19 protein-coding genes are annotated in these 22,511 nt (G+C 58.2%); 7 read left to right on the top strand and 12 right to left on the bottom strand.

From position 1 onward, the window contains the following. The first annotated feature begins 2 nt into the window (after positions 1-2). Genes Q0753_RS07285 through Q0753_RS07275 form a run of 3 tightly spaced genes read left to right on the top strand, consistent with a single transcriptional unit; the run spans position 3 to position 2,506 of the window. Positions 3-581 carry a YajG family lipoprotein gene (locus Q0753_RS07285; protein WP_298719001.1) on the top strand — a complete coding sequence of 193 codons (579 nt, stop codon included), beginning with the start codon at positions 3-5 and terminating at the stop codon, positions 579-581. A 1-nt stretch (position 582) separates the two neighbouring features. Next, positions 583-1,152, top strand: coding sequence for a peptidylprolyl isomerase (locus tag Q0753_RS07280; RefSeq protein ID WP_298718999.1), 570 nt, complete (start codon positions 583-585; stop codon positions 1,150-1,152). Further along, entirely contained in the window at positions 1,130-2,506 is a 1,377-nt protein-coding gene (locus Q0753_RS07275) for an AmpG family muropeptide MFS transporter (protein WP_298718997.1), read from the top strand. The genes Q0753_RS07280 and Q0753_RS07275 overlap by 23 nt, the downstream gene beginning before the upstream one ends. A gap of 70 nt (positions 2,507-2,576) precedes the next feature. On the opposite strand, the gene Q0753_RS07270 is transcribed toward Q0753_RS07275, so the two are convergent. Continuing rightward, on the bottom strand, positions 2,577-3,059 hold the full coding sequence (locus Q0753_RS07270; RefSeq protein ID WP_298718995.1) for a YajQ family cyclic di-GMP-binding protein: 483 nt from the start codon (positions 3,057-3,059) through the stop codon (positions 2,577-2,579). Positions 3,060-3,200: 141 nt separating this feature from the next. On the opposite strand from Q0753_RS07270, the gene Q0753_RS07265 reads away from it, so the two are divergent. Next, positions 3,201-4,091, top strand: coding sequence for a 2-dehydropantoate 2-reductase (locus Q0753_RS07265; protein WP_298718994.1), 891 nt, complete (start codon positions 3,201-3,203; stop codon positions 4,089-4,091). 93 nt (positions 4,092-4,184) lie between these two features. Here Q0753_RS07265 and thiI read toward each other — a convergent pair whose 3' ends face one another. From thiI to pomA, 3 genes are all read right to left on the bottom strand, one after another. Further along, a complete protein-coding gene (gene thiI, locus Q0753_RS07260; RefSeq protein ID WP_298718992.1) occupies positions 4,185-5,633 on the bottom strand; it encodes a tRNA uracil 4-sulfurtransferase ThiI in 1,449 nt (482 codons plus the stop codon). Between the two features lie 117 nt (positions 5,634-5,750). After that, entirely contained in the window at positions 5,751-6,644 is an 894-nt protein-coding gene (locus tag Q0753_RS07255; RefSeq protein ID WP_298718990.1) for a flagellar motor protein MotB, read from the bottom strand. Then, positions 6,644-7,399 (bottom strand): flagellar motor protein PomA, encoded by a 756-nt coding sequence (gene pomA, locus Q0753_RS07250; RefSeq protein WP_298718988.1) that lies wholly within the window; start codon positions 7,397-7,399, stop codon positions 6,644-6,646. The genes Q0753_RS07255 and pomA overlap by 1 nt, the downstream gene beginning before the upstream one ends. Positions 7,400-7,628: 229 nt before the next feature. Between pomA and xseB the strand changes: the two genes are divergently transcribed. Genes xseB through dxs form a run of 3 tightly spaced genes read left to right on the top strand, consistent with a single transcriptional unit; the run spans position 7,629 to position 10,659 of the window. Continuing rightward, on the top strand, positions 7,629-7,880 hold the full coding sequence (gene xseB, locus Q0753_RS07245) for an exodeoxyribonuclease VII small subunit (protein WP_298718986.1): 252 nt from the start codon (positions 7,629-7,631) through the stop codon (positions 7,878-7,880). Position 7,881: 1 nt separating this feature from the next. After that, the gene (gene ispA, locus Q0753_RS07240; protein ID WP_298718984.1) at positions 7,882-8,772 is read left to right on the top strand and encodes a (2E,6E)-farnesyl diphosphate synthase; all 891 of its coding nucleotides are present in this window, start codon (positions 7,882-7,884) and stop codon (positions 8,770-8,772) included. Positions 8,773-8,793: 21 nt separating this feature from the next. Continuing rightward, positions 8,794-10,659, top strand: a complete 1,866-nt coding sequence (dxs, locus tag Q0753_RS07235) for a 1-deoxy-D-xylulose-5-phosphate synthase (protein ID WP_298718982.1) — start codon at positions 8,794-8,796, stop codon at positions 10,657-10,659. A gap of 504 nt (positions 10,660-11,163) precedes the next feature. Here the strand turns inward: dxs and Q0753_RS07230 are convergent. From Q0753_RS07230 to Q0753_RS07195, 8 genes are all read right to left on the bottom strand, one after another. Beyond that, positions 11,164-11,766 carry a LysE/ArgO family amino acid transporter gene (locus Q0753_RS07230; RefSeq protein WP_298718980.1) on the bottom strand — a complete coding sequence of 201 codons (603 nt, stop codon included), beginning with the start codon at positions 11,764-11,766 and terminating at the stop codon, positions 11,164-11,166. A gap of 216 nt (positions 11,767-11,982) precedes the next feature. Further along, complete coding sequence (gene cobU, locus Q0753_RS07225; protein ID WP_298718978.1) at positions 11,983-12,498, bottom strand: bifunctional adenosylcobinamide kinase/adenosylcobinamide-phosphate guanylyltransferase; 516 nt, start codon at positions 12,496-12,498, stop codon at positions 11,983-11,985. A gap of 92 nt (positions 12,499-12,590) precedes the next feature. After that, positions 12,591-14,684, bottom strand: coding sequence for an elongation factor G (fusA, locus tag Q0753_RS07220; RefSeq protein WP_298718976.1), 2,094 nt, complete (start codon positions 14,682-14,684; stop codon positions 12,591-12,593). A gap of 427 nt (positions 14,685-15,111) precedes the next feature. After that, positions 15,112-16,398 (bottom strand): hypothetical protein, encoded by a 1,287-nt coding sequence (locus tag Q0753_RS07215; RefSeq protein ID WP_298718975.1) that lies wholly within the window; start codon positions 16,396-16,398, stop codon positions 15,112-15,114. 556 nt (positions 16,399-16,954) lie between these two features. Further along, complete coding sequence (locus Q0753_RS07210; RefSeq protein ID WP_298719113.1) at positions 16,955-17,890, bottom strand: ABC transporter permease; 936 nt, start codon at positions 17,888-17,890, stop codon at positions 16,955-16,957. A 5-nt stretch (positions 17,891-17,895) separates the two neighbouring features. Further along, a complete protein-coding gene (locus Q0753_RS07205) occupies positions 17,896-18,870 on the bottom strand; it encodes an ABC transporter permease (protein WP_298718973.1) in 975 nt (324 codons plus the stop codon). Between the two features lie 151 nt (positions 18,871-19,021). After that, the gene (locus tag Q0753_RS07200; RefSeq protein WP_298718971.1) at positions 19,022-20,575 is read right to left on the bottom strand and encodes an ABC transporter substrate-binding protein; all 1,554 of its coding nucleotides are present in this window, start codon (positions 20,573-20,575) and stop codon (positions 19,022-19,024) included. Positions 20,576-20,595: 20 nt separating this feature from the next. Further along, on the bottom strand, positions 20,596-22,335 hold the full coding sequence (locus Q0753_RS07195; RefSeq protein ID WP_298718970.1) for an ABC transporter ATP-binding protein: 1,740 nt from the start codon (positions 22,333-22,335) through the stop codon (positions 20,596-20,598). Positions 22,336-22,511: the final 176 nt, after the last annotated feature.

Genomic DNA, 22,511 nt, shown 5'->3' with positions numbered 1-22,511 from the left:
TCATGAAATTAATCAAATGGTTAATGACCGGCATCCTGGCACTGAGCCTGACGGCCTGCGCCAGTTACTACCCCATCGCGGTTGACGTCAACCCCACAGTACAAACCAGTGCCGGTGTTTACCGGGGCCAGCCGGTTGCACTCGGCAGCAAGGACGGCCGCAACAACGACTACATCATTCAGATAGAACAGAAAAACAAGGCCCCGGTGGTGGTGGGCGCCAGCAACAACCTCAAGGTGCAACTGGAACAGGCGCTGGCTCAGGGCCTGAGCACTCAGGGCGCCTTTATCGAGAACGGCGCCCCCACCCAGGTAGAGCTGGAGCTGCAGGAAGTACTGGCGCGGGTGATCCGCGGTCATATCAGCTACGACGTGGTGCAGCAGCTGCGCATACAGCTGACCCTGAAGCGCGACGGCCGCACCGTCACCAAGCAGTATCGCCGCAGCGCCCAGGCCGAGTTTCCCGGTCGCCTGCACCCGGAGCTGGACAAGGTAAAGGAAGCCTTGAACCAACAGCTGTCACTGCTGCTGCAGGACATGCTGGCCGACCGCGACGTACAGCAATTTATCGGGGGTAACTGATATGACGCGTTTTTTGTTGCTGGCCGCCGGACTGCTGGCCGCCAGCTCCGCCCTGGCCGGCCCCAGAGTCGAACTGGTGACCAACCTGGGGTCGCTGCAGGTCGAGCTGAATGAGCAAGCCGCCCCCGCCTCGGTGGCCAACTTTCTGCGCTACGTGGATGACGGCAGCTATAACAACAGTATTTTTCACCGGCTGATCCCCGGCTTTGTGGTGCAGGGTGGTGGCTTTGGCACCGACCATGAGCCCTTGCCGACGTATGCCCCCGTGATAAACGAGTCCGGCAATGGCCTGTCGAACCAGACCGGCACCATCGCTATGGCCCGCACCCAGGATCCCGACAGCGCCACCCGCCAGTTTTATATCAACCTCAGCGACAACCATTCACTCGATGGCGGCCGCAAAGCCGGTTACACCGTGTTTGGCAAGGTGACCGGCGGCGAGCAGGTGCTGCAGCAGATGGCGCAGGTTCCTACCGGCATGAACCTCAAGCTACGCGCGAGAGACGTACCGGAGCAGGACATCATACTGCAACAGGTTCGTCGACTGGATGACGGCGGAGCGGCGCATTAACGTCTTGAGCAAGGCAAGATGGACCCGGCAGCTGGCGCTTTATGCCGAGCGCCGGGTGCTGACCCTGTTTGCGCTGGGCTTTTCTTCCGGCCTGCCGCTGCTGCTGGTGTTCGGCACCCTGTCGTTCTGGCTGCGCGAAGCCGGTGTCAGCCGCACCAGCATCGGTTTTTTCAGCTGGGTGGCATTGGCTTACGGGGTGAAGTGGCTGTGGTCGCCGCTGGTCGATCGCCTGCCCCTGCCCTGGCTGTCCCGCGTGATGGGACGGCGGCGCAGCTGGATGCTGTTGTCTCAGCTGATCATCATGGCGGCGCTGGCCGGCATGGCCTATTCCGACCCGACCACCCAGATGGTCAGCCTGGCGCTGTTTGCCCTGGCGGTGGCCTTCGCCTCCGCCACCCAGGATATCGTGATCGACGCCTATCGCATCGAATCCGCACCGGAACGACTACAGGGGGCCCTGGCCGCCGCCTACATGACCGGCTATAGGCTGGCGATGATCATGGCCGGTGCCGGCGCCCTGGCCATTGCCGCCTGGGCCGGCTCCGATCTGGGATACGATCCCGCGGGCTGGCGAGCCGCCTATTTGTGCATGATGGCTTTTATGCTGGTGGGGGTGATCACCTGCCTGCTGCTGCACGAGCCCGAGGTCGACTTGCACCAGCAGCAACAAGAGCAGGCCGACCATCGCCAACAACTGATAGACAGGGGGTATCCCCGCTGGCTGGCCGGTCTGGTGGCGTTTTTCGCCAGTGCCGTGGTGGCGCCCTTTGCCGAGTTCTTTCACCGTTTCGGCCGGCAGGCACTGATCATTCTGGCGTTGATCGCCTGTTATCGGGTGTCGGATGTGGTGATGGGGGTCATGGCCAACCCCTTCTACGTAGACATGGGCTTCAGCAAGTCGCAGATCGCCACCGTCACCAAGGTGTACGGGGTCATCATGACCCTGGTGGGCGCGGCGGTGGGCGGCATCATGGTCAGTCGTTACGGCACCCTGCGCATCCTGATGCTGGGGGCGGTACTGGCGGCAGGCACCAACCTGATGTTTGCACTGATGAGTCAGCTGGGCCCGGATGTACGCTTGCTGACGCTGATCATCTCGCTGGACAACCTCAGTGCCGGTATCGCCACCGCCGCCTTTATCACCTATCTGTCCAGCCTGACCAATGTGGCGTTTTCCGCCACCCAGTATGCGCTGTTCAGCTCGGTGATGATGTTGCTGCCCAAGTTTCTGGCCGGCTTTTCGGGGCTGGCGGTAGACGCCTACGGCTACGCGCCCTTCTTTATCGGCTCCGCCGCCATCGGCCTGCCGGTGCTGTGGCTGATTAGACAAGTGGGTAAATCAAGTAAGGTGTGAGGAGTAAGAGGTGAGGAGTAAGGCGGTTTTACCCCTCACTCCTCACTCTTCTCCCCTCACGATTTATCCATCAATCGCGGAAGTTATTGAACTGCAGCGGTTGCTCCTGCTCGCCCTGGCGCAACAGCGCCATCACCTGCTGCAGATCGTCACGCTTCTTGCCGGTGACCCGCAACTGCTCACCCTGAATGGACGCCTGTACCTTGATCTTGCTGTCCTTGATCTGCTTGACCAGCTTCTTGGCGAGGGCGCTGTCGATTCCCTGCATGAAACCCAGCTCCTGAATATGACGCTTGCCCGAGCGCACTATGCTACCCGGATCCAGCACCTTGGTATCGATGCCCCGCTTGATCAAGGCGCCCCGCAGAATATCCCGCATCTGCTGCAGCTGAAACTCCGCATCGGCACCCAGCTTCACCTTCTCGTCTTTCAGCTCGAAGCTGGCTTCGACCCCGCGAAAATCGAACCGGGTATCCAGTTCCCGGTTGGCGTTTTCTACCGCGTTACGCACTTCATTCATCTCAACTTCAGACACAATATCAAAAGACGGCATACCGACTCCTTTAAACGGTTTTGTTAACCGGCAGCGACAAAAAAACACACTGGCAACGACGACGCTTCGCGGCTAACGTATTAGGGTTTGTTGATAGGCTCAAACAAAGAGAGATAATAACAAAATTCAGGGGATAGAGTGATGACGGAATGGACCATTCTCGGGGCGGGCGCCCTGGGTTGTGTAATGGCAGGCCTGCTGCGCCAGCGAGGCGAGCGGGTCGGCTTCATGTTGTCGGCACGCCACCGCGGCCATTTTCACCCCAGCCTGGATCTGATCACCCTCGGTGGTCGCCATGAACTGATTCAGAGCCGGCCCCGTTTTCCCGAGCAGGCCCGCCAGGTGGAATGTCTGCTGGTATTCACCAAGGCCTATCAGGTGCTTGATGCCTTGAAAGGACTGCAAGAGCTGCCGACCAGCACGCCCATCATTCTGTTTCATAATGGCCTGGGCGTGGCAGAGCAGGTGCAGGAGCTGTTTCCCCACAACCCGCTGATTGCCGGCGTCAGCAGCCACGGGGCCATGAAAGAAGGCGACTGGCTGGTGCGCCATACCGGCAAGGGCGATACCTGGCTGGGGCCGATGAATCAGGCTGCCAACGACTGGGCCCACCTGGTCAAGCCGCTGGCGGCGGCACTGGGGCATGCCGAATGGAGCGAGAACATCAAGCTGCACCAGCATCGCAAACTGGCTCTCAATGCGGTGATCAACCCGCTGACCGCCTGCCACAACATCCGTAACGGCCAGTTGCTGGAGCCTCGCTTTGCCGATGTGCTGGAGCAACTGAGTGAAGAAGTGTTTCAGGTAATGGTAAACCTTGGCGAAACCGAAAGCCGGGATGCCTTTCGCCGCCGTCTGCAGCAGGTGATTGAACTCACCGCCGTCAACTACTCGTCCATGCACCAGGATCTGGCCCACGGTCGCAGCACCGAGAACGACTACATTAGCGGTTATATTCTGGCCCATGCGGGTGCCCAGCCGGTGCCGGTCAGCAGTCAGCTTTATCGGGAAATAAAACGCAGAGGCGGATGAAACAAGAGAATGTGAGGGGTGAGGGGTAAGTGGTGAGGCGGGAGAGTTCACCTCACTCCTTACCCCTCACCCCTTACGCTCGGCGTTTCTGAGTTAAGGCTTGTACACCTTGACGTTATCGAAGCCCTGCTCCTTGAGGTGAATGGCCTGCAAACGGCTCATGACACCACGGGCGCAATACAACAAATAGGTCGTGTCCGGATCCAGCTCGGAGAACTGGCTCGACAACTTGAAAAACGGCATGGTAATGACGTTATGACCGGGCACGGTCAGCGGCGCCTCTTCTTCTTCTTCCGGCGCGCGAATATCGAGGATCACCTCGGCCATATTTTCTCCCTGGCTGAATTCCACTTCCGGCAGCTCCCACTTTTGCTCCAGCTTGCGCACATCTTCCACAAAGGCGGCCTGAATGGCGGTGTCGAGCACGGCAAAGTCGAAGTTGCTTTCTTCGTGCTCCACCTTGCCCAGCTTGGCCTTGATGGTCGGGCTCTGGGAAATAACACCGCAATATTCCGGCATTTTCTCGGCATAGGCGGCGGTACCGATCTGGCGGGCGACATCGATGATGTCCTGTTTGTCGCTGGCGATCAGCGGTCGCAGTATCAGGGTATCGGTCACTCTGTCGATCACGTTGAGGTTGGTGACCGTCTGGCTGGATACCTGGCCCATGGACTCACCGGTGACCAGGGCGTTGATTGCCAGTTTTTCGGCCACGGCGGCGCCGGCCCGCATCATCATTCGCTTCAGCACCACGCCCATGTGGCCGTTATCCACCTTGGCCAGAATTTCGCCGACGACCTCTTCGAAAGGCACCGAGATAAACTTGACCCGGTGCGAGGAGCCGAACTTCTTCCACAGGTAGTACACCACTTCGCGTACGCCCGCTTCGTGCTCGGCACCACCGAGATTGAAGAAACAGTAGTGTACCCGGCTGCCGCGTTTGATGAACTGATAGGAAGACACGCCGGAGTCGTAGCCACCGGACATCAGGCTGAGCACGCTTTCCTGGGTGGCGATGGGATAGCCGCCCAGGCCCGCATGCTGCTGGCTGATCAGATAGAGGCGTTCGCCGTCCAGTTCCAGGTTAACCTGCACGTCCGGATTCTTCAGCTTCACACCGGCGGTATCGCAGCGCTGGTTCAAGCCGCCGCCCACATAACGTTCCACATCCAGCGAGCTGAACGACTGCTGACCACGGCGCTTGGCGCGCACGCAGAAGGTCTTGCCGGCCAGCTTGTCACCAAACATCTCCTGGGTCAGAGTCAGGATCTCGTCCAGCGATTCGACCTTGTGCTCTATCACTTCCAGAAACGACTGAATGCCCGGAACACAGGACAGCACCTCGATCATGTTCTGACGATGAGCGTCGGTCAGAATATTGGTGCGGACGATCAGCTTGTCCCAGTCGGACCGGATCTTGATATTTTCATCCAGAGGCTTGAGCACATTACGAATATTGCTCTGCAGAATCTTGCTCATGCGCTGGCGCACCGACTTGCTCTTGATGGTAATTTCTGGATGCAACTTGATAATAAATTTCATAAATTCGGTACGCCTAGGACAACAAAAAATAGAACAACAAAAAATAAAGCCCGGCATTATACACAACAATGCCGGGCCTTTGCTCAAATAATAACAGTCGCTAACCTGTGAGGCGTGTTACTGCGGCGCAAACAGCTCCAACGGCGGGGTAAATCGGGGCTTGCCCTGAGAAATGGTGATCTCCACCCGCCGGTTACGGCTCCGGTTTTCGGAGGTGTCGTTGGGCTCCAGCGGTCGGGTTCCGGCCATGCCCAGCACCACCATGCGCTTCTCTTCAAAGCCCTCTACCTGCATCAGCTGATCCGCCACCGACAGCGCCCGCTGCGACGATAGCTCCCAGTTGGAGCGAAACAGCTCGTTGCTGGTCTGAATATCGTCGGTATGACCGGCCACCAGAATCTCGCCGGGAATATCCTTGAGCAAGTTGCCAACCTGGCGCACCACCGGCCAGAACTGGGGTTGCAAAAAGGCAGAGCCCGCCGAGAAGGAGGCATTCTCCTTGATGCGGATAATCACCTGCTGCCCCAGCGCCTCGACCTCGATCGCATCCTGCTCGATTGACTCACTCAACGCCTCGGCCAGCTCCCGTGCCAGGGTCATGGTTTGCGGATCGGTGGGCGGCACGTCGGACTGCTCTCCCCCGCTTAAAGTACCGTTCTCACGGCTTTCTCCGCCCGACAGATCCTGCTCACCCGGATCAACGTCCAGCTCGGCCTGGGTCGAGTCGGTGGTGTGCTGCATGATCACATCAATCGGCGTTGGTTGCGGCTGACCAGGCCGAAACTCCAGCGCAATGACCGAGGTTCCCTTGGGAATGCCATCGGCTTCAATCAGGTTCTGTACCCCGAAGGCATATTTCATGCTGCCGGCGACCTGCTTGAACTTGAGTACATCCATTTCGGCAAAGGCCAGCAGCAAGACGAAAAAACTCATCAGTATGGTCGCCAGATCGGCAAAGGTCGCCATCCAGGCCGGGGCGCCCGCCGGCGCGGCTTTGCACTTCTTGGCCACTACTCCTCCTTCGACCGTTTGGTATCGGCCAGGTAATTTTCCAGCAAGCCCTGCAGCACCCGCGGGTTTTGTCCATCCTGAATACCCAGCACCGCATCCAGGATCAGGGTGCGGTTAAGCCGCTCCTCTTCTGAGCGCAACTCCAGCTTGTCGGCAATGGGCAGGGCTACCATGTTGGCCAGCATGGCACCGTAGAGGGTGGTCAGCAACGCGATGGCCATGGCCGGGCCTATCGCCTTGGGGTCATCCATGTTGGCCAGCATGGCCACCAGGCCGATCAGGGTACCAATCATGCCCATGGCCGGCGCCACGTCGCCCAGCGCCCGAAAGATTTTTGCCCCCTGCTCTTGCCGCTCGGCGGTAAGATCGATGTCTTTTTCCAGCGCCGCCTTTACCACTCCCTGCTCGTGACCATCCACCAGCATGTCCACCGCCTTTTGCAGGAAAGGATTGGTAATGTCGGCCTCTTCCAGCGCCAGAAAACCGCCTTTGCGGGCCGAATCCGCCAGCACCACTACCCGCTCGATCAGCTCTTCCGGTTTTTCCAGCTTGAACATGAAGGCCTTGGCCGCCACCTTGGCCGCCCCCAGAAACTGACCCAGGTTGAACTTCATCATCACCACGAAGAGCGAGCCGACAAACACGATGAAAAACGACGGTACATCCACATAAAGACCGAGGCTGCCCCCCAGTATCATGGCCATGCCGATAAAGGCCATTCCACCGATCAATCCGATAATCGTTGCCAGATCCAAAGCAAGGTCCTCATTGGTTATTGCATGGGTTATTGCATACTGTTGCGGTCATAAACGAGGCCAATATTACCTCGTTACCGCCTGACTTGTCGCTGCCGGTGTTATCGGCCGTCTCAATATTTTCTGAACCGGCAACAGCAAGGCGGCCGTCGAACGGGTCTATATGTTTCGCCAAAAGCGTAACGGCAATGTTACTATTGCCCCCCATTTTGCCGCCTAATCACAGAGGATGCCCGTGGCTACCAAAAAACCGGAAAATATGGATTTTGAAAGCGCCCTCGCCGAACTGGAAAATCTGGTCAATCAGCTGGAAGAGGGTGATCTGAGCCTGGAGCAGTCGCTCAAGTCCTTCGAGCGGGGCATTCAACTGGTGCGCGCCGGTCAGTCGCGACTGACCCAGGCCGAACAGCAGGTACAAATACTGCTGCAGCAGGATGAAGAGCAACTGGTGGCCTTCACTCCGGGTCAGGAGGAGCGCTAAGGTGGGATTTATCCAGATGCAGCAGCACTACCACGAACGCATCACGCGGGTATTGAGCGATGTTATTGCCGACCAGGATCATCTCGCCCCCGGGCTGAGAGCCGCCATGGAATATGGCCTGTTGCAGGGCGGCAAACGGGTTCGTCCCATGCTGGTGTATGCCAGTGGCGAGCTGCTGGGTCAGGCCAACGCCGCGGCGCTGGATGCGGCGGCGGCGGCGGTAGAATGCATTCACGCCTATTCCTTGATCCACGACGATCTGCCGGCCATGGATAACGACGACCTGCGCCGGGGCAAGCCTACCGTGCACAAGGCCTTCGATGAGGCCACCGCCATTCTGGCCGGTGACGCCCTGCAGGCACTGGCTTTCGAGCTGCTCAGCCGACACCACAGCGGCCTGGGTGCCGAGCGTCAGTTGCGCATGGTGCAGGAGCTGGCCCGGGCCAGCGGCTATAACGGCATGTGTGGTGGCCAGGCACTGGATATTCAGTGCGAAGGCCAAACCATAGACAGCGCCACCCTGGAAAGCCTGCACCGCCACAAGACCGGGGCGCTTATCCGTGCCGCCGTTCGCCTGGGCGCGCTGTGCGCCGAGAACATGGACGAAGCGCACCTGACGGCACTCAGCCGTTATGCCGAGGCCATTGGCCTGGCGTTTCAGGTGCAGGACGATATTCTGGATATCACCGCCGACACCCAGACCCTGGGTAAAACCCAGGGCAAGGATCTGGTGCAGCAGAAAAGCACCTATCCGGCCCTGCTCGGCCTCGACGGCGCCCGCAGTCTGGCGAACGAGCTACAGCAGCAGGCGTTGTCGGCGCTGGCCGATATCCCCCATCCTACTCAAATACTGGAAGCATTCGCTCATTACATCGTGAAACGCGATTACTAGGGCGAGGACAATAAGAAGCTTATGAGTCTGAATATTGCCGATTACCCGACCCTGGCGCTGGCCAACCTGCCCGATGAGCTGCGCAGTCTGCCCCAGGAGCGACTGCCCGCCCTGTGCGACGAGCTGAGATCCTACCTGCTGCACTCGGTCAGCCGCAGCAGCGGCCACCTGGCCTCCGGCCTGGGGGTGGTAGAGCTGACCGTGGCGCTGCATTACGTCTATAACACCCCCTTCGACCGTCTGGTATGGGACGTGGGCCATCAGGCATACCCGCACAAGATATTGACCGGCCGGCGTGAGCGCATGAACAGCATTCGTCAATATCAGGGGCTGCATCCTTTTCCCTGGCGGGACGAGAGCGAGTACGACACCCTGTGTGTCGGGCACTCCAGTACCAGCATAGGGGCGGCGCTGGGCATGGCCATTGCGGCCGCCGACGAGCAGCAGGGCCGCAAGGTCGCCGCCATTATCGGTGACGGCGCCATTACCGCGGGCATGGCGTTTGAAGCGCTGAACCATGCGGGCGATATTCACAAAGACATGCTGGTGATCCTCAACGACAACGAAATGTCGATTTCGGAAAACGTCGGCGCGCTCAACAACCATCTGGCGCGGATCATGTCCGGCTCGCTGTACAGCAGCCTGCGCGAAGGCGGCAAGAAGGCGCTGGAAATACTGCCACCGCTGAAGGAGCTGGCCCGTCGTACCGAAGAACACCTCAAGGGCATGGTGATTCCCGGTACCTTGTTTGAAGAATTCGGCTTCAATTATGTCGGCCCCATCGACGGCCACGACATCCATACCCTGGTCGAGACCCTGCGCAACATGCGCAAGCTCAAGGGGCCGCAGTTTCTGCATATCATGACCCGCAAGGGCAAGGGCTACCTGCCGGCCGAGCAGGATCCCATCGGCTACCACGGCGTACCCAAGTTCGATCCCAGCGACAGCGTGCTGCCGAAGGCACCCTCCTCCGGGCCCAGCTATTCCACCATTTTCGGTAACTGGCTGTGCGACATGGCCAGAACCTGCCCGCAGTTGATGGCCATTACCCCGGCCATGCGCGAAGGCTCCGGTCTGGTGCGTTTTTCACGGGAATTCCCCAAACGCTATTTCGATGTGGCCATCGCCGAGCAGCATGCGGTGACCCTGGCGGCAGGCATGGCCATCGAGGGCAAGAAACCGGTGGTCGCCATCTACTCCACCTTTCTGCAGCGAGCCTACGATCAGCTGATCCACGATGTGGCATTGCAGGAACTGGACGTGTTGTTCGCCATCGACCGGGCCGGCATCGTCGGCGCCGACGGTCCCACCCATCAGGGCGCCTTTGACCTGAGCTTTATGCGCACCGTGCCAAACATGGTGATCATGACGCCAGCGGACGAAAACGAATGCCGACAGATGCTCTACACCGGTTACCAACATCAGGGGCCGGCGGCGGTGCGTTACCCCCGCGGCAACGGCAGCGGTGCCGAGGTTGATGACACCATGACCGCCCTGGAAATAGGCAAGGGCCGCCGTATCCGTAAAGGCAAGCGCATTGCCCTGCTGAACTTCGGTACCCTGCTGGTGGAAGCCGAAGCCGCCGCCGAGCAGCTGGATGCCACCCTGGTGGACATGCGCTTTGTGAAACCGCTGGACGAAGCCCTGCTGCTGTCCTTGCTGGCCGAGCACGACATGCTGGTAACGGTGGAAGAAAACGCCATCATGGGCGGCGCCGGCTCGGCAGTGGTTGAGTGCCTGATGCGCCACAAGAAACCGGTACCGGTACTGAATCTGGGCCTGCCCGATGTCTTTGTCGAGCAAGGCAACCAGCAGCAGATCCTGGCCAAACTGGGCCTGGATGCCGACGGCATGGTGAAGTCCGTTCGGGAATATCAGCAGCGCTAATCTTCAATTAAGCGTCATTCCGGCCTTGAGCCGGAATATTGTTACATACCACTCCAGACCAAAAAGCGAAGCCAGCCGACTTCGCTTTTTTTATACCAATTACATTAAAGAAATGATCTATTTCATTTCTGTATAAACGTCGGACAAAGGGTCTGTCCCACCGACCCGCTGCAAGCACATCCATGTGACGCTCAGCACATGACATCCTTGTCATGTGATGGTCGCTGGAGCAGATCCCTTTGCCCTCCTTGATGCCGCTGAGTCGCCTGTTGGCGCCGTTTACAGGAAACTCGGTGTTCCAGAAGAGGCAACAGAGAACGGCTCCCACGACCGTGAAATGCCATGGCCGGAAAATGCTCCTGCCGTTCCGGCATTCCCGCCCTCCCTGGCGGTCAGATGGCATTTCCGAGCCCCCATGGATGGGTTTATAGCGTGTCGAGGGAGGCGGCTGTGTTGCCTCTGATCTGAGACCTTAATATGACCAGATCATTACTGGGATTGGTATTACGCCCTCATCACCAACGTCACCGCTATCGACACCATCATCACCCCAACCACAAATTCCAGCACCTTCCAGGCCTGAGGCCGCTGAAACACCGGTGCCAACAGCCGGGCGCCGTACCCCAGACTAAAGAAAAACACCAGCGAGGCACAGATGGCCCCAAGAGCAAACACAGCCTGCGCCGGCTGATACTGGGTGGAAATGGAGCCCAACAGTACCACCGTATCCAGATAGACATGGGGGTTAAGCCAGGTAAAGGCCAGACACATGGCCACGGTTTTAAGAATGGATTGCTGCGAGTCCCCCGCTGCAGTCATGGCATGAGTGGTCCCGAACGCAGATTTAAAGCTGAGCAAGGCATACACTGCCAGAAAGGCAGCACCGCCGTAACGGGCAAGGGTCTCAATGGCCGGAAACTGCTTGATAATGGCACCAAAGCCTGCCACCCCAAGGGAGATCAGTAACGCATCGGACAGCGCACAGACCGCGCACACCACAAACACATGGTGACGTTTAATACCCTGTTTCAGCACAAAGGCATTCTGAGAGCCAATGGCCAGGATCAGAGAAAAGCTGAGGGCAAAGCCGGAGAGGAAGGTGGACATTGAGTTGGGGTCCTTTAGGTCACATGAGTGGAGGGTATTGTATTGGCCCATAACGCTACGCTAATGAATGCCATAGGTAGGCTGGGTGTGATCTGGAATAATCATTACAGGCCGCCGCACCCTGCCACTACAAAACCGGTGTTGTTTGTGCTGCATGGACTCCCGCCTTCGCGGGAGCGACGAGCAAGGGCTTCATGCCTTGTTTATAGACCGGGTTTATAAACCGGGGCCTTTCATGACCAGTGGCAAGCCTGCTGCGGTAAAAATAACTCGCTGGCAGCGGGCGGCTACCGCCTGATGCAGGAAACCGCTTTCATCAACAAAGCGGCGTGACAGCTCCCCCAGCGGTACTATGCCCATACCGACTTCATTGCTTACTATCACCAGTTCGCCGTTGAAATTTTCCAGCGCGTTTAAAAAATCCTGCCGCTGTTGTGGCCAGCAGTCCTGATGCAGGCAGTTGCTCAGCCATAGGGTGAGGCAGTCGATCATCACCGCATCATAATCCTGCAGTTCAGCCAGCGCCTCGGCCAGTGCAACCGGGGCTTCAATGGTGTGCCAGTGTCCGGACCTTTGTTGCCGATGCCGGGTAATACGCGCCTCCATTTCGGCATCATTCCAGGCTTTGTTGGCGGTCGCGATATAGGCCACCTTGTCACCACAATCGGCGCAGAGTATTTCTGCCAGGCTGCTCTTGCCCGAGCGTGCTCCCCCCAAAACAAACTGTTTCATACTCTTTCCATCCTCACCGTTTATTTCAGGCATAAAAAAACCGCTGCCGAGGCAGCGGTTTTTGTCAAAGAACCAGCGTCTTTAAAGCAGAATTACTTCTTGGCTTCAGCAGCTTTACGTTCTTTAACCTGAGCAATAACTTTTTCGGATACGTTGGCCGGACAAGCCGCGTAGTGGGAGAACTCCATGGAGAACTGACCACGACCGGAAGACATGGTACGCAGTGAACCGATGTAACCGAACATTTCGGACAGGGGTACGTCGGCCTTGATACGAACACCGGTAACGCCAGCCATCTGATCCTTGATCATGCCACGACGACGGTTAAGGTCACCGATAACATCACCTACGTTGTCTTCCGGGCTGAACACGTCAACCTTCATGATCGGCTCAAGCAGCTGCGGCTTGGCTTTGGCAATGGACTGACGGAAAGCGCCTTTAGCAGCGATTTCAAACGCGATGGCCGAGGAGTCAACGGCGTGGAAAGCACCGTCGATCAGTTCGAATTCAACGTCCAGTACCGGGAAGCCGGCAATGGTACCGGTGTCCATCATGCTGCCGAAACCTTTCTGAACTGCAGGCCAGAATTCTTTCGGTACGTTACCACCCACAACGGATGATTTGAACACGAAGCCGGTGTTGGCTTCACCCGGACGGATGATGTAGTCGATCTTACCGTACTGACCGGAACCACCAGACTGCTTCTTGTGGGTGTAGCTGTCTTCCACTTCGGCGGTGATGGTTTCGCGGTAAGCAACCTGCGGCTCACCCACGATCAGTTCAACACCGTAGGTACGCTTCAGAATGTCGACCTTGATGTCCAGGTGCAGTTCGCCCATGCCTTTCAGGATGGTTTCACCGGAATCTTCATCGGTTTCTACGCGGAAAGACGGATCTTCGGCGATCATCTTGCCGATAGCCACGCCCATCTTCTCGGAACCGTTCTTGTCTTTCGGCGCAACGGCGATAGAGATAACCGGCTCGGGGAACACCATGGCTTCCAGAGTACAGGGGTGCTTGACGTCACACAGGGTGTGGCCGGTCTGTACGTTCTTCATGCCGATGATGGCGATGATGTCACCGGCTTGTGCCGATTCCAGCTCGTTACGTTCGTCGGCGTGCATTTCAACCATGCGGCCAACACGTTCGGTTTTGCCGGTAGCGCTGTTGAGGATGGTGTCACCCTTCTTCAGACGGCCCGCATAGATACGAACGAAGGTCAGGGCACCGAAACGGTCATCCATGATCTTGAATGCCAGTGCTTTCAGCGGCAGATCGGCATCAACGATGGCGTGCTCGCCGGTTTCGTTACCTTCTTCGTCGGTCAGCGGCTGGGGCTCAACTTCAACCGGGTTCGGCAGGTAGTCAACAACGGCGTCCAGTACCAGCTGCATGCCCTTGTTCTTGAAGGCAGAACCACAGTAGGTCGGGAACAGGGCCAGGTTACGAGTACCAGTACGGATACAACGCTTGATGTCTTCGATAGAAGGTTCAACACCTTCCATGTAGGATTCCATCAGGTCGTCGTCTTGCTCAACGGCGCTTTCTACCAGCATTTCGCGGTATTCTTCTACCTGATCAACCATGTCGGCCGGCACGTCTTCGACGGTAAAGTTTTCTGGCAGGCCAGACTCGTCCCAGACGTATGCTTTACGGGTCAGCAGGTCAACAACGCCCTTGAACTCGTCTTCACGACCGATCGGCAGCACCATCACGATGGGGTTGGCCGCCAGTACGTCACGGGTCTGCTGAACAACGCGCAGGAAGTCGGCACCGATACGGTCCAGCTTGTTAACGAAGATGATACGCGCAACTTCGGAATCGTTCGCATAGCGCCAGTTGGTTTCTGACTGGGGCTCAACACCGCCTGAACCACAGAATACACCGATACCGCCATCCAGCACTTTCAGGGAACGGTAAACTTCAACGGTGAAGTCAACGTGTCCAGGGGTGTCGATAACGTTGAAGCGGTGGTCTTTCCAGAAACAGCTTACGGCTGCAGACTGGATGGTAATACCGCGCTCGGCTTCCTGCTCCATGAAGTCGGTAGTAGATTCACCATCGTGAGTCTCGCCCGACTTGTGGATTTTACCGGTCAGCTTGAGGATACGCTCGGTGGTCGTGGTTTTGCCCGCGTCAACGTGAGCGAAGATACCGATGTTTCTGTATTTGGATAATTCGGACATGATGCAACTTTTATGGTTGATTAAAGAAGTAGACGGAGCATGTGAAGAGTACCGACACACCGCACATCAGGTTTTTTAGGCGCGTATTATGCAGTAGAACCTTGTCGGGCGCAAATGGCCGCGGCAATAAAGCAGAACACTTTTTGCACAAATCGAATCTTCATTGACAACACGTATCACCTCTAATCCGATACTCGGCAGTTACGGCCACTTGGTGCACACAGCTCCCCTTGAAGCGACAGCGTCGCATGCAATGTATATTACATGCTTCCACTGGCGACCTTGTAGTAGACCCAGCCAAACAGGCCGGCAAAGATCAATGCGGTCAGTAACACCTTGAGCCAGATGAATTTCACGGGTTTCTCCTGCAACAGGCACCGGCAGATGGCGCCATCGATTCCAATGCCTGAATGTTACACCAGAGCCATTATTGATTCACGCCGAGCGAGGCGGCCAGCACCCAGATGGCCAGCACCACCAGCACCGACATCATGCCCAGATAACTCAGGTTCCAGCGCATGATACGAAAGGAGTCGATTCCGTAGCGCCCCTGAAAGGCCAGGTTGATGCCGGACAAGGGGCCGGTGGAGGTACCCACCGCCCAGGACGACAAAAACACCAGCGCCAGCAGGGTATGATCAGGCGCAAGCGGTGCCAGCACCGAGCCCGCCAGCGCGATACAGATGATGGGATGAATACCAAGCAAGGACAACAACACAATCGCCAGATAGGTCAGGCTGGCCTCGGCAGCACCAAAGCCACTCAGCGGCAGGCGCCCGCCCCAACTCGACAGCAGGCTGTCCAGTCCGTAAGCCAGCACTCCGGCCGCGAGAAACAGCGCCAGCTCGTTGCCCATTTGCGGCAGGTGGCCATTCACCAGTTGCCCCAGTCCCGCCAGCGGCGAGCGTCTTGCCGCCATCAGGATCAGCAGGCTGAGCAAGGGTGCCAGCAGGGTAATCACCGCCAGAATAGACAGCGCCGGCCACAGCTGGTGCAACAGCAGCACCGCAACCGCCAGCAGCCCCGGCAACACCAAACCGGACAGATGCAGGGGATAGCCGGTAAACTCGCTCGCCGCCGCCTCTTCCCCACCCTCTTCCCCGCCATGCTGACGACTCAACTGCCACCAGGTCAGTGCCAGCCCCGACAATGCCAGCGGCATGCTGACCAGCCAGAGCGAGGCCAGCTTCGCCTGGGGCGCCACGCTCAATGCCACCGCCATGGCGGCAAAAAAGGGTGACCAGAAGGCGGCGGCGGTAAAACCGCGAATCAGCACTATGGCCTGCTCCCGGCTGACACTGCCTGACCGCGACAGCCGGTCGCCGATGATAAACACCGACGACAGGTTAATCACGGAGCCAAACAGATGCACCGCGCCCAGGGTCGAGGCCACCGCCCGCCGCCCTCGGGGCCAGCCCGTCTCGTCTTCACCACCCGGTCGGCTCACCAGCCCGAGAAAGCTCACCGCCACCAGCATGGACAGCAGACCGCTGTTGCCGGCCACGATGCGCTCGATATCCACTTCGGCGCCCAGCCGCCGACTCAACACCAGACAGCCGGCCCCCACCAGCAGCAGCAACAACGCCTGAATACGATTGCGCCGTGCCAGCCCCGGCCACAACATCGCCGCGGCACACCAGTAGCCAGCCCCGGCCCAGAGGGGTGATACCGGCACGCCCAGCAGGCCCACCGCCACCAGTGCCATTGACGTCATGATCAGTATTCCCGCCAGCCGACGGCGCGAATCCAGAGGTAAAAGCGAATACAGGGTGGCGAGCAAGGGGGGGCTCCGTCTTGGAATGAGGACAAGGTATCGATCATATCGCCCCCACCCTGCGGATGCCTATAGCCGTCAACAAAAACTCCATGGTTCACACCATGGCGTCTTGTCGGCTCGTCGCTTGCCAGTTATACCAAAGGGATTAAATAATTGATCTATTTGGTTGCTCTGCAAAGGTCGGACAAATGGCCCGCTCCGCCGACACGCCGTGAATACCTCCATGTAGGCTCCGCCGCGCCATCCTTGGCGCAGAGGGTCGGCGGAGCAGATCCCTTTATCCTCCCTGATGCCAAGGAGTTGCCTGTTGGCGCCGCCTGCAGACAACTCGGTGCTCGAGAAGAGGCAACAGAGATCGACTGCCACGACCGTGAAATGCCATGGACGGCATTTCCCGAGCCCTCAGGGATGAGTTTATGGCGTGTCGTGGGAGGCGGCTGTGTTGCCTCTGAGCTCGGGTTTAAAAATGATCAGATCTTTATTCAAATTGGTATTACCCTTTGTAAATCTTGGGGTTGAACACATCCCGCAGCCAGTCGCCGAGCAGGTTGATCACCAGCACCAGTATCACCAGATAGATACCGGGAAAGGCGGTAATCCACCAGGAGCCGGAGAAAATGTAGCTGAAGCCCATGCTGATCAAGGAGCCCAACGAGGGTTTGTCTACCGGCATGCCCAGGCCCAGAAACGACAGCGCCGCCTCACTCATGATGGCGTTGGCCACCTGCACCGTGGATATCACCAGTATCGGCGACAGGCAGTTGGGCAGTATGTGGCGAAACATGATGCGCATCGACTTGAAGCCCATCACCTGCGCCGCCTCCACGTATTCCTTTTTCTTTTCCGCCAGTACGGTGGCACGAATGGTGCGCGCATACTGGGGCCATTCGGCCAGGCCGATAATCACCACCAGCATCAGCACCGCATACTCGGCATAAAAGTCCGCGCCCAGAGTGGCCTGAAACACCGCCGATACGATAATGGCTACCATCATGGTCGAGAACGACAGCTGCACATCGGCTATCCGCATCAGGAAATTGTCGATACGGCCTCCGAAGTAACCGGCCGACAGGCCTACTACTATGCCAATCACCAGCTGCAGCGCCACCGCGCCCAGGCCGATGATCAAGGACACCCGCGAGCCATAGAGCATGGTGCTCAGAATATCCCGCCCCTGCACATCGGTACCGAGCAGAAAACGCTCGTCGCCCATGTCCAGCCAGCTCGGCGGCAGCTCCGAGTCCAGAATGTCGATGGTCGCCAGATCGTAAGGATTGTGCGGCGCGATAATCGGCGACAGCAAGGCGGCAGCCAGCAGGGCCACAAACACCGCAAAGCTGAACATGGCCACTCTGTCACGCCGAAAGTGATACAAAAAGTCCGACTGCCTGAAGCGGGCCCAGCGGCTCGGATTAACGTCTGTCGTCATCATGCTTACCCCTTAGCGGCCAGGTTAACGGTCGGATTGATCAGACCGTAGATCAAATCGACGATGGTGTTGGTCACCACAAAGATAAAGCCGACAAAAATCACGTAGGTGGTGATCAGGGGCGTATCCACCCGGTTGATGGCATCGAGAAACAGCAGCCCGATACCCGGCCACTGAAACACGGTTTCGGTCAGTATGGTGTAGGCCACCATGGTGCCGATTTGCACCCCGCCCACGGTGATCAGCGGCAGCAGGGTATTTTTCAGCGCATGGATAAACCAGATACGGTATTTGTCCAGGCCCTTGGCCCAGGCAAACTTGACGTATTCCGCGCTCAACTGCTCCAGCATCTCGGAACGTACCAGCCGAATGAACAGCGGCAGCATGATCGACGATAGTGCAATGCTCGGCAGTATCAGGTTGCGAAAGCCCTGCCAGTTGAACAGGCCCGACTCCCAGCCCAACGGACTGGTCAACTCGCCCCGGCCATAGGCGGGCAGCCAGCCCAGCTCGATGGAAAACACATACATCAGCAAAATGGCGGTGAGGAACACCGGCACCGAAATCCCGATAATACTGATACCCATCACCGCCCGGGACAAAAACGCACGGGGTTTGATGGCAGAATAGACCCCCAACGGAATGCTGAGCGCAATAATGAGCACGCTGGCACAGAACACCAGCTCCAGCGTGGCCGGCAATTTCTCGAAAATCACCTCCAGAGTCGGCTGCTTGTAAAAGTAGGAGGTGCCAAAATCTCCCTGCAGGGCATGACCGATAAAACGCCCGTATTTGACCAGAAAGGGATCGTTCAGCCCCATCTCGGTACGCATCTGCTGACGCACCTCTTCCGATACCGACTGGCCGACCAGCTCACGCAGCGGATCGCCCAGATTGTCCTGAATCGAAAACGCCACCAGACTGATGACGAACATCACGATCAGTACCTGGAACAGCCGTTTCAGTAAAAAAGTAAGCATGTTTTAAGTTCCAACTGCGGGAATGGGAATCGAAAAACAGGGATTTGGGAATAGGGATTGGGGACTGGAAGGGATTGCCCTGCCAGCCCACCGACTCAGGACCTTAGGTGTGAAGTTCTAGTCCCAAGTCCCTAATCCCAAGTCCCGGATCTTATTCGACCACCAGGTCACCCAGATACGGGAAGTCCATGGCGTTGACGACAGGCTCGGCCGCCACGTTGTTGCGGGCGCCCCAGGCCAGATTTTGCCAGTGCAGCGGCACGAAGGCGGCATCGTCATAGAGGATTTTCTCGGCCCGCTGCAACATCAGGTCACGCTTGTCACCGTCGGTTTCCAGGTTGGCGGACTCGATAAGCGCGTCCAGCTCGGGGTTGGAATAATGACCGCAGTTGTACTGGCCGCGACCGGTTTCCTCATTACGGGTCATGGTCAGGAACTCGGAAAAGTTGGCGGTGTCTTCGGTGTCAGAATGCCAGCCAATCATCAGCATGTCGGCGGCGCACTTGTCGAACTCCGGCCAGTACTGGGCCACCGGCAGGGTCTTGAGATCCACCTCTATGTTGATGCGTGCCAGCATCGCCTTGACCGCCTCGGCAATACGATAGTCATTCACGTAGCGGTTATTGGGCGCAATCATGCTGATCTTGAAGCCATCCTGATAGCCGGCCTCCTCCATCAGTTGCTTCGCCTTGTCCAGATCGTAACGCGGCGTCAGCTCGGGGTTGTGGCCCACATACCCGGCCGGCGCCTGCTGACCGGCGGTGGTGCCGAAGCCGCGCATGATGCGCTTGACGATACCGTCCTGATTGATGGCGTAGTTGACCGCCTGCCGTACCCGTACATCCTTGAACGGCTCGAAGCGTTCCTGATTCAGCTGAAAGGTAATGATGCGGGTACCCGCCTCGGTCACCAGCTTGACGTCACTGGCAGCTTCAACCCGGGCGTGATCGTTGGGCGACACCGGCTTGATGAAGTCCACGTCACCGGCCAGCAGCGCCGCCACCCGGGTGGCGTCTTCCTTGATCGGCACCAGAGTCATGTTCTGTACGTTACCGGGCGAGTTCGCATCCCAGTAATCGGCGTTACGCTCGTATTCCACCTTGACGCCCTGCTGGCGAAACTTGAGCTTGAAGGGACCGGTGCCCGAGGGATGAGTAGAGGCAAAAGAGCTGCCGTGTTTGACCACCTCGCCCTTGTTCTTGCCGTCGTCGGTGGTGCCGCTGTAGAACGTCGAGTCCATCGGAAACAGATAGGTCGCGGTATTCAGCACCAGCGGAAAGGGTCCCTTGGTGACCAGGTCCACCGTATGGTCGTCTACCTTGCTGGCCGCGCTGAAGGGTTCGAAAATGGCCTTGAAGTCGGGCGACTGTTTCAGACGCTGAAAGGTCCAGACCACGTCGTCGGCGGTCAGCTCGTTGCCGCTGTGAAACTTGACGCCCTGGCGCAGGTGAAAACGCAGGGTGTTTTCATCGATGCGCTCCCATTTTTCTGCCAGTCGCGCTTCAAACTGGAAGTCCTTGGTCCAGCGCACCAGGGGATCGAACAGCAGGTGAGACATTTCCATGGTGGCACCGGACAACTGCTCGTGGGGGTCCATCGACACCGGATCCGCGTCGTAGGCGATGGTGATATCCGCCGCCTGCACACTGAATGCCAGACCGGCCGCCAGCAGCGCCGCCGTTACTTTGTTGAGTCCTGATTTCATGAAACACTCCGTTGACATGATTAATGTTGGCCCGCTTGGGTAGTGGAAATGTCCAGGCCTTCCCGTGACATGCCCCTGAATTCGGGCATTAACGCAATCAGCGAGCGGCTGTAGGGATCCGCCGCATCGGTAAACAACTGCTCGGTGGGCGCCACCTCCACCAGGGTGCCTTTTTTCATCACCCCGATGCGATCGCACATCTGGCGGATCACCGGCAGATCGTGACTGATAAACAGCATGGTCAGCTTCAGCTCATCCTGCAAATCCTTGAGCAGATTCAATATTTGCGCCTGTACCGACACATCCAGCGCCGAGGTAGGTTCATCGCAAATCAGCAGCCGGGGCCGGGTGGCCAGGGCGCGGGCGATGGAAATGCGCTGGCGCTGACCACCGGAAAACTCGTGGGGAAACTTAAGTCCCGCCGCCCGCCCCAGGCCGACATAATCGAGCAAATCGTCGACGATGCCGCGGATCTGCGCCTCATTCTCGGCCAGATGGTGAAAACGGATCGGCTCGGCAATGATGTCCGCCACCCGCATACGCGGATTGAGCGAAGAATAGGGATTCTGAAACACCATCTGCATCTGCCGGCGCAAGGGGCGGCGTTGCTGCTCGCGTTTGATGGCGGTGAGCTCGATGCCCTCGAACCAGATCTTGCCGGTATCGGGCGGATACAGGCCGGTAATGGCCCGCGCTATGGTGGACTTGCCGGAGCCCGACTCCCCCACCAGACCGAAGGTTTCACCTTCGTTAATCTCGAAGCTCACATCCTTGGTGGCCTGCAGATACTGGCGGCGGGAAGCAAACAGCGAATCCTTGGTGACGAAGCGCAGGTTGCAGTGCTCTACCCGCAACAACGGCCCAGTATAGTCACGCTGCTCCTGATTCTGGCCCAGCCAGTGATGTTTGAGATCCAGACTGACCTTTTCCTTGGCATCTTCGATGTAGGACACCAGCGGAAAGCGCTGCAGCTTGACGTCGGAACGGGGCACGGCGGAGATCAGGCTGCGGGTGTAATCGTGGCTGGGCGCGCCCAGCACCTGTCCGGTGGGGCCGATTTCCATCAGCCGGCCGCGATACATCACCGCCACCCGGTCGGTAACGTTGGACACCACCCCCATGTCGTGGGTCACCAGCATGCAGCCCACGTTGCGCTCTTTGCACAGGTTGCGGATCAGGGTCAGGATCTGATCCTGAATCGACACATCCAGCGCCGTGGTCGGCTCGTCGGCAATGATCAGTTCCGGGTCGCAGGACAGAGCGATGGCAATCACCACTCGCTGGCGCATGCCGCCGGAAAACTGATGCGGATACTGTTTGATGCGCAGCTCCGGCTGAGGAATGCCCACGGCGTCGAGTAAAGAAATGGCCTTCTGGCGCGCCTGCTCCCGGCTGATGTCGGTATTGGCCAGCAGGGTCTCGACCATCTGATATTCCACCGTCAGCAGCGGATTGAGCGAGGTCATGGGATCCTGAAAGATAAAGCCGATACGACTGCCGCGAATGGCCCGCATCTCGGTCGGATTCAGATCGGATATTTTCTCGCCGTCCAGATAAACCTCGCCGCTGGCAATGCTGCCGGGCGGGCTCAACAGGTCGATGACCGCATTGCCGATGGTCGACTTGCCGGCGCCGGACTCCCCGACCACGCCGAGAATTTCGCCTTTTTCGATACTGAAGGAAAGGTCATCCACCGCGGCCATCACGCCATGACGGGACGGATATTCGATTCGCAGATGTTTTATTGCTAACAGGGACATGCTCATCCTTAATCGGGCCCGGGCCCTCGCTTGCGCATCCTTCAACCGACCAGGCCTCAATGGCAGCCGGTGCGTCGTTGCCGAGCATGGACAGCCGGCAACAAAAAAGCAACATTAGACCGCCATTGTAAGCCTGTCTTTACGCCAAAACAAACCGCAGATATAGGGATGTAACT

The sequence above is a fragment of the uncultured Oceanisphaera sp. genome, assembly GCF_947495715.1.
In the GTDB taxonomy this organism is placed as follows: Bacteria; Pseudomonadota; Gammaproteobacteria; order Enterobacterales; family Aeromonadaceae; genus Oceanimonas; species Oceanimonas sediminis.
This window is presented reverse-complemented; position numbering and strand designations above follow the sequence as displayed.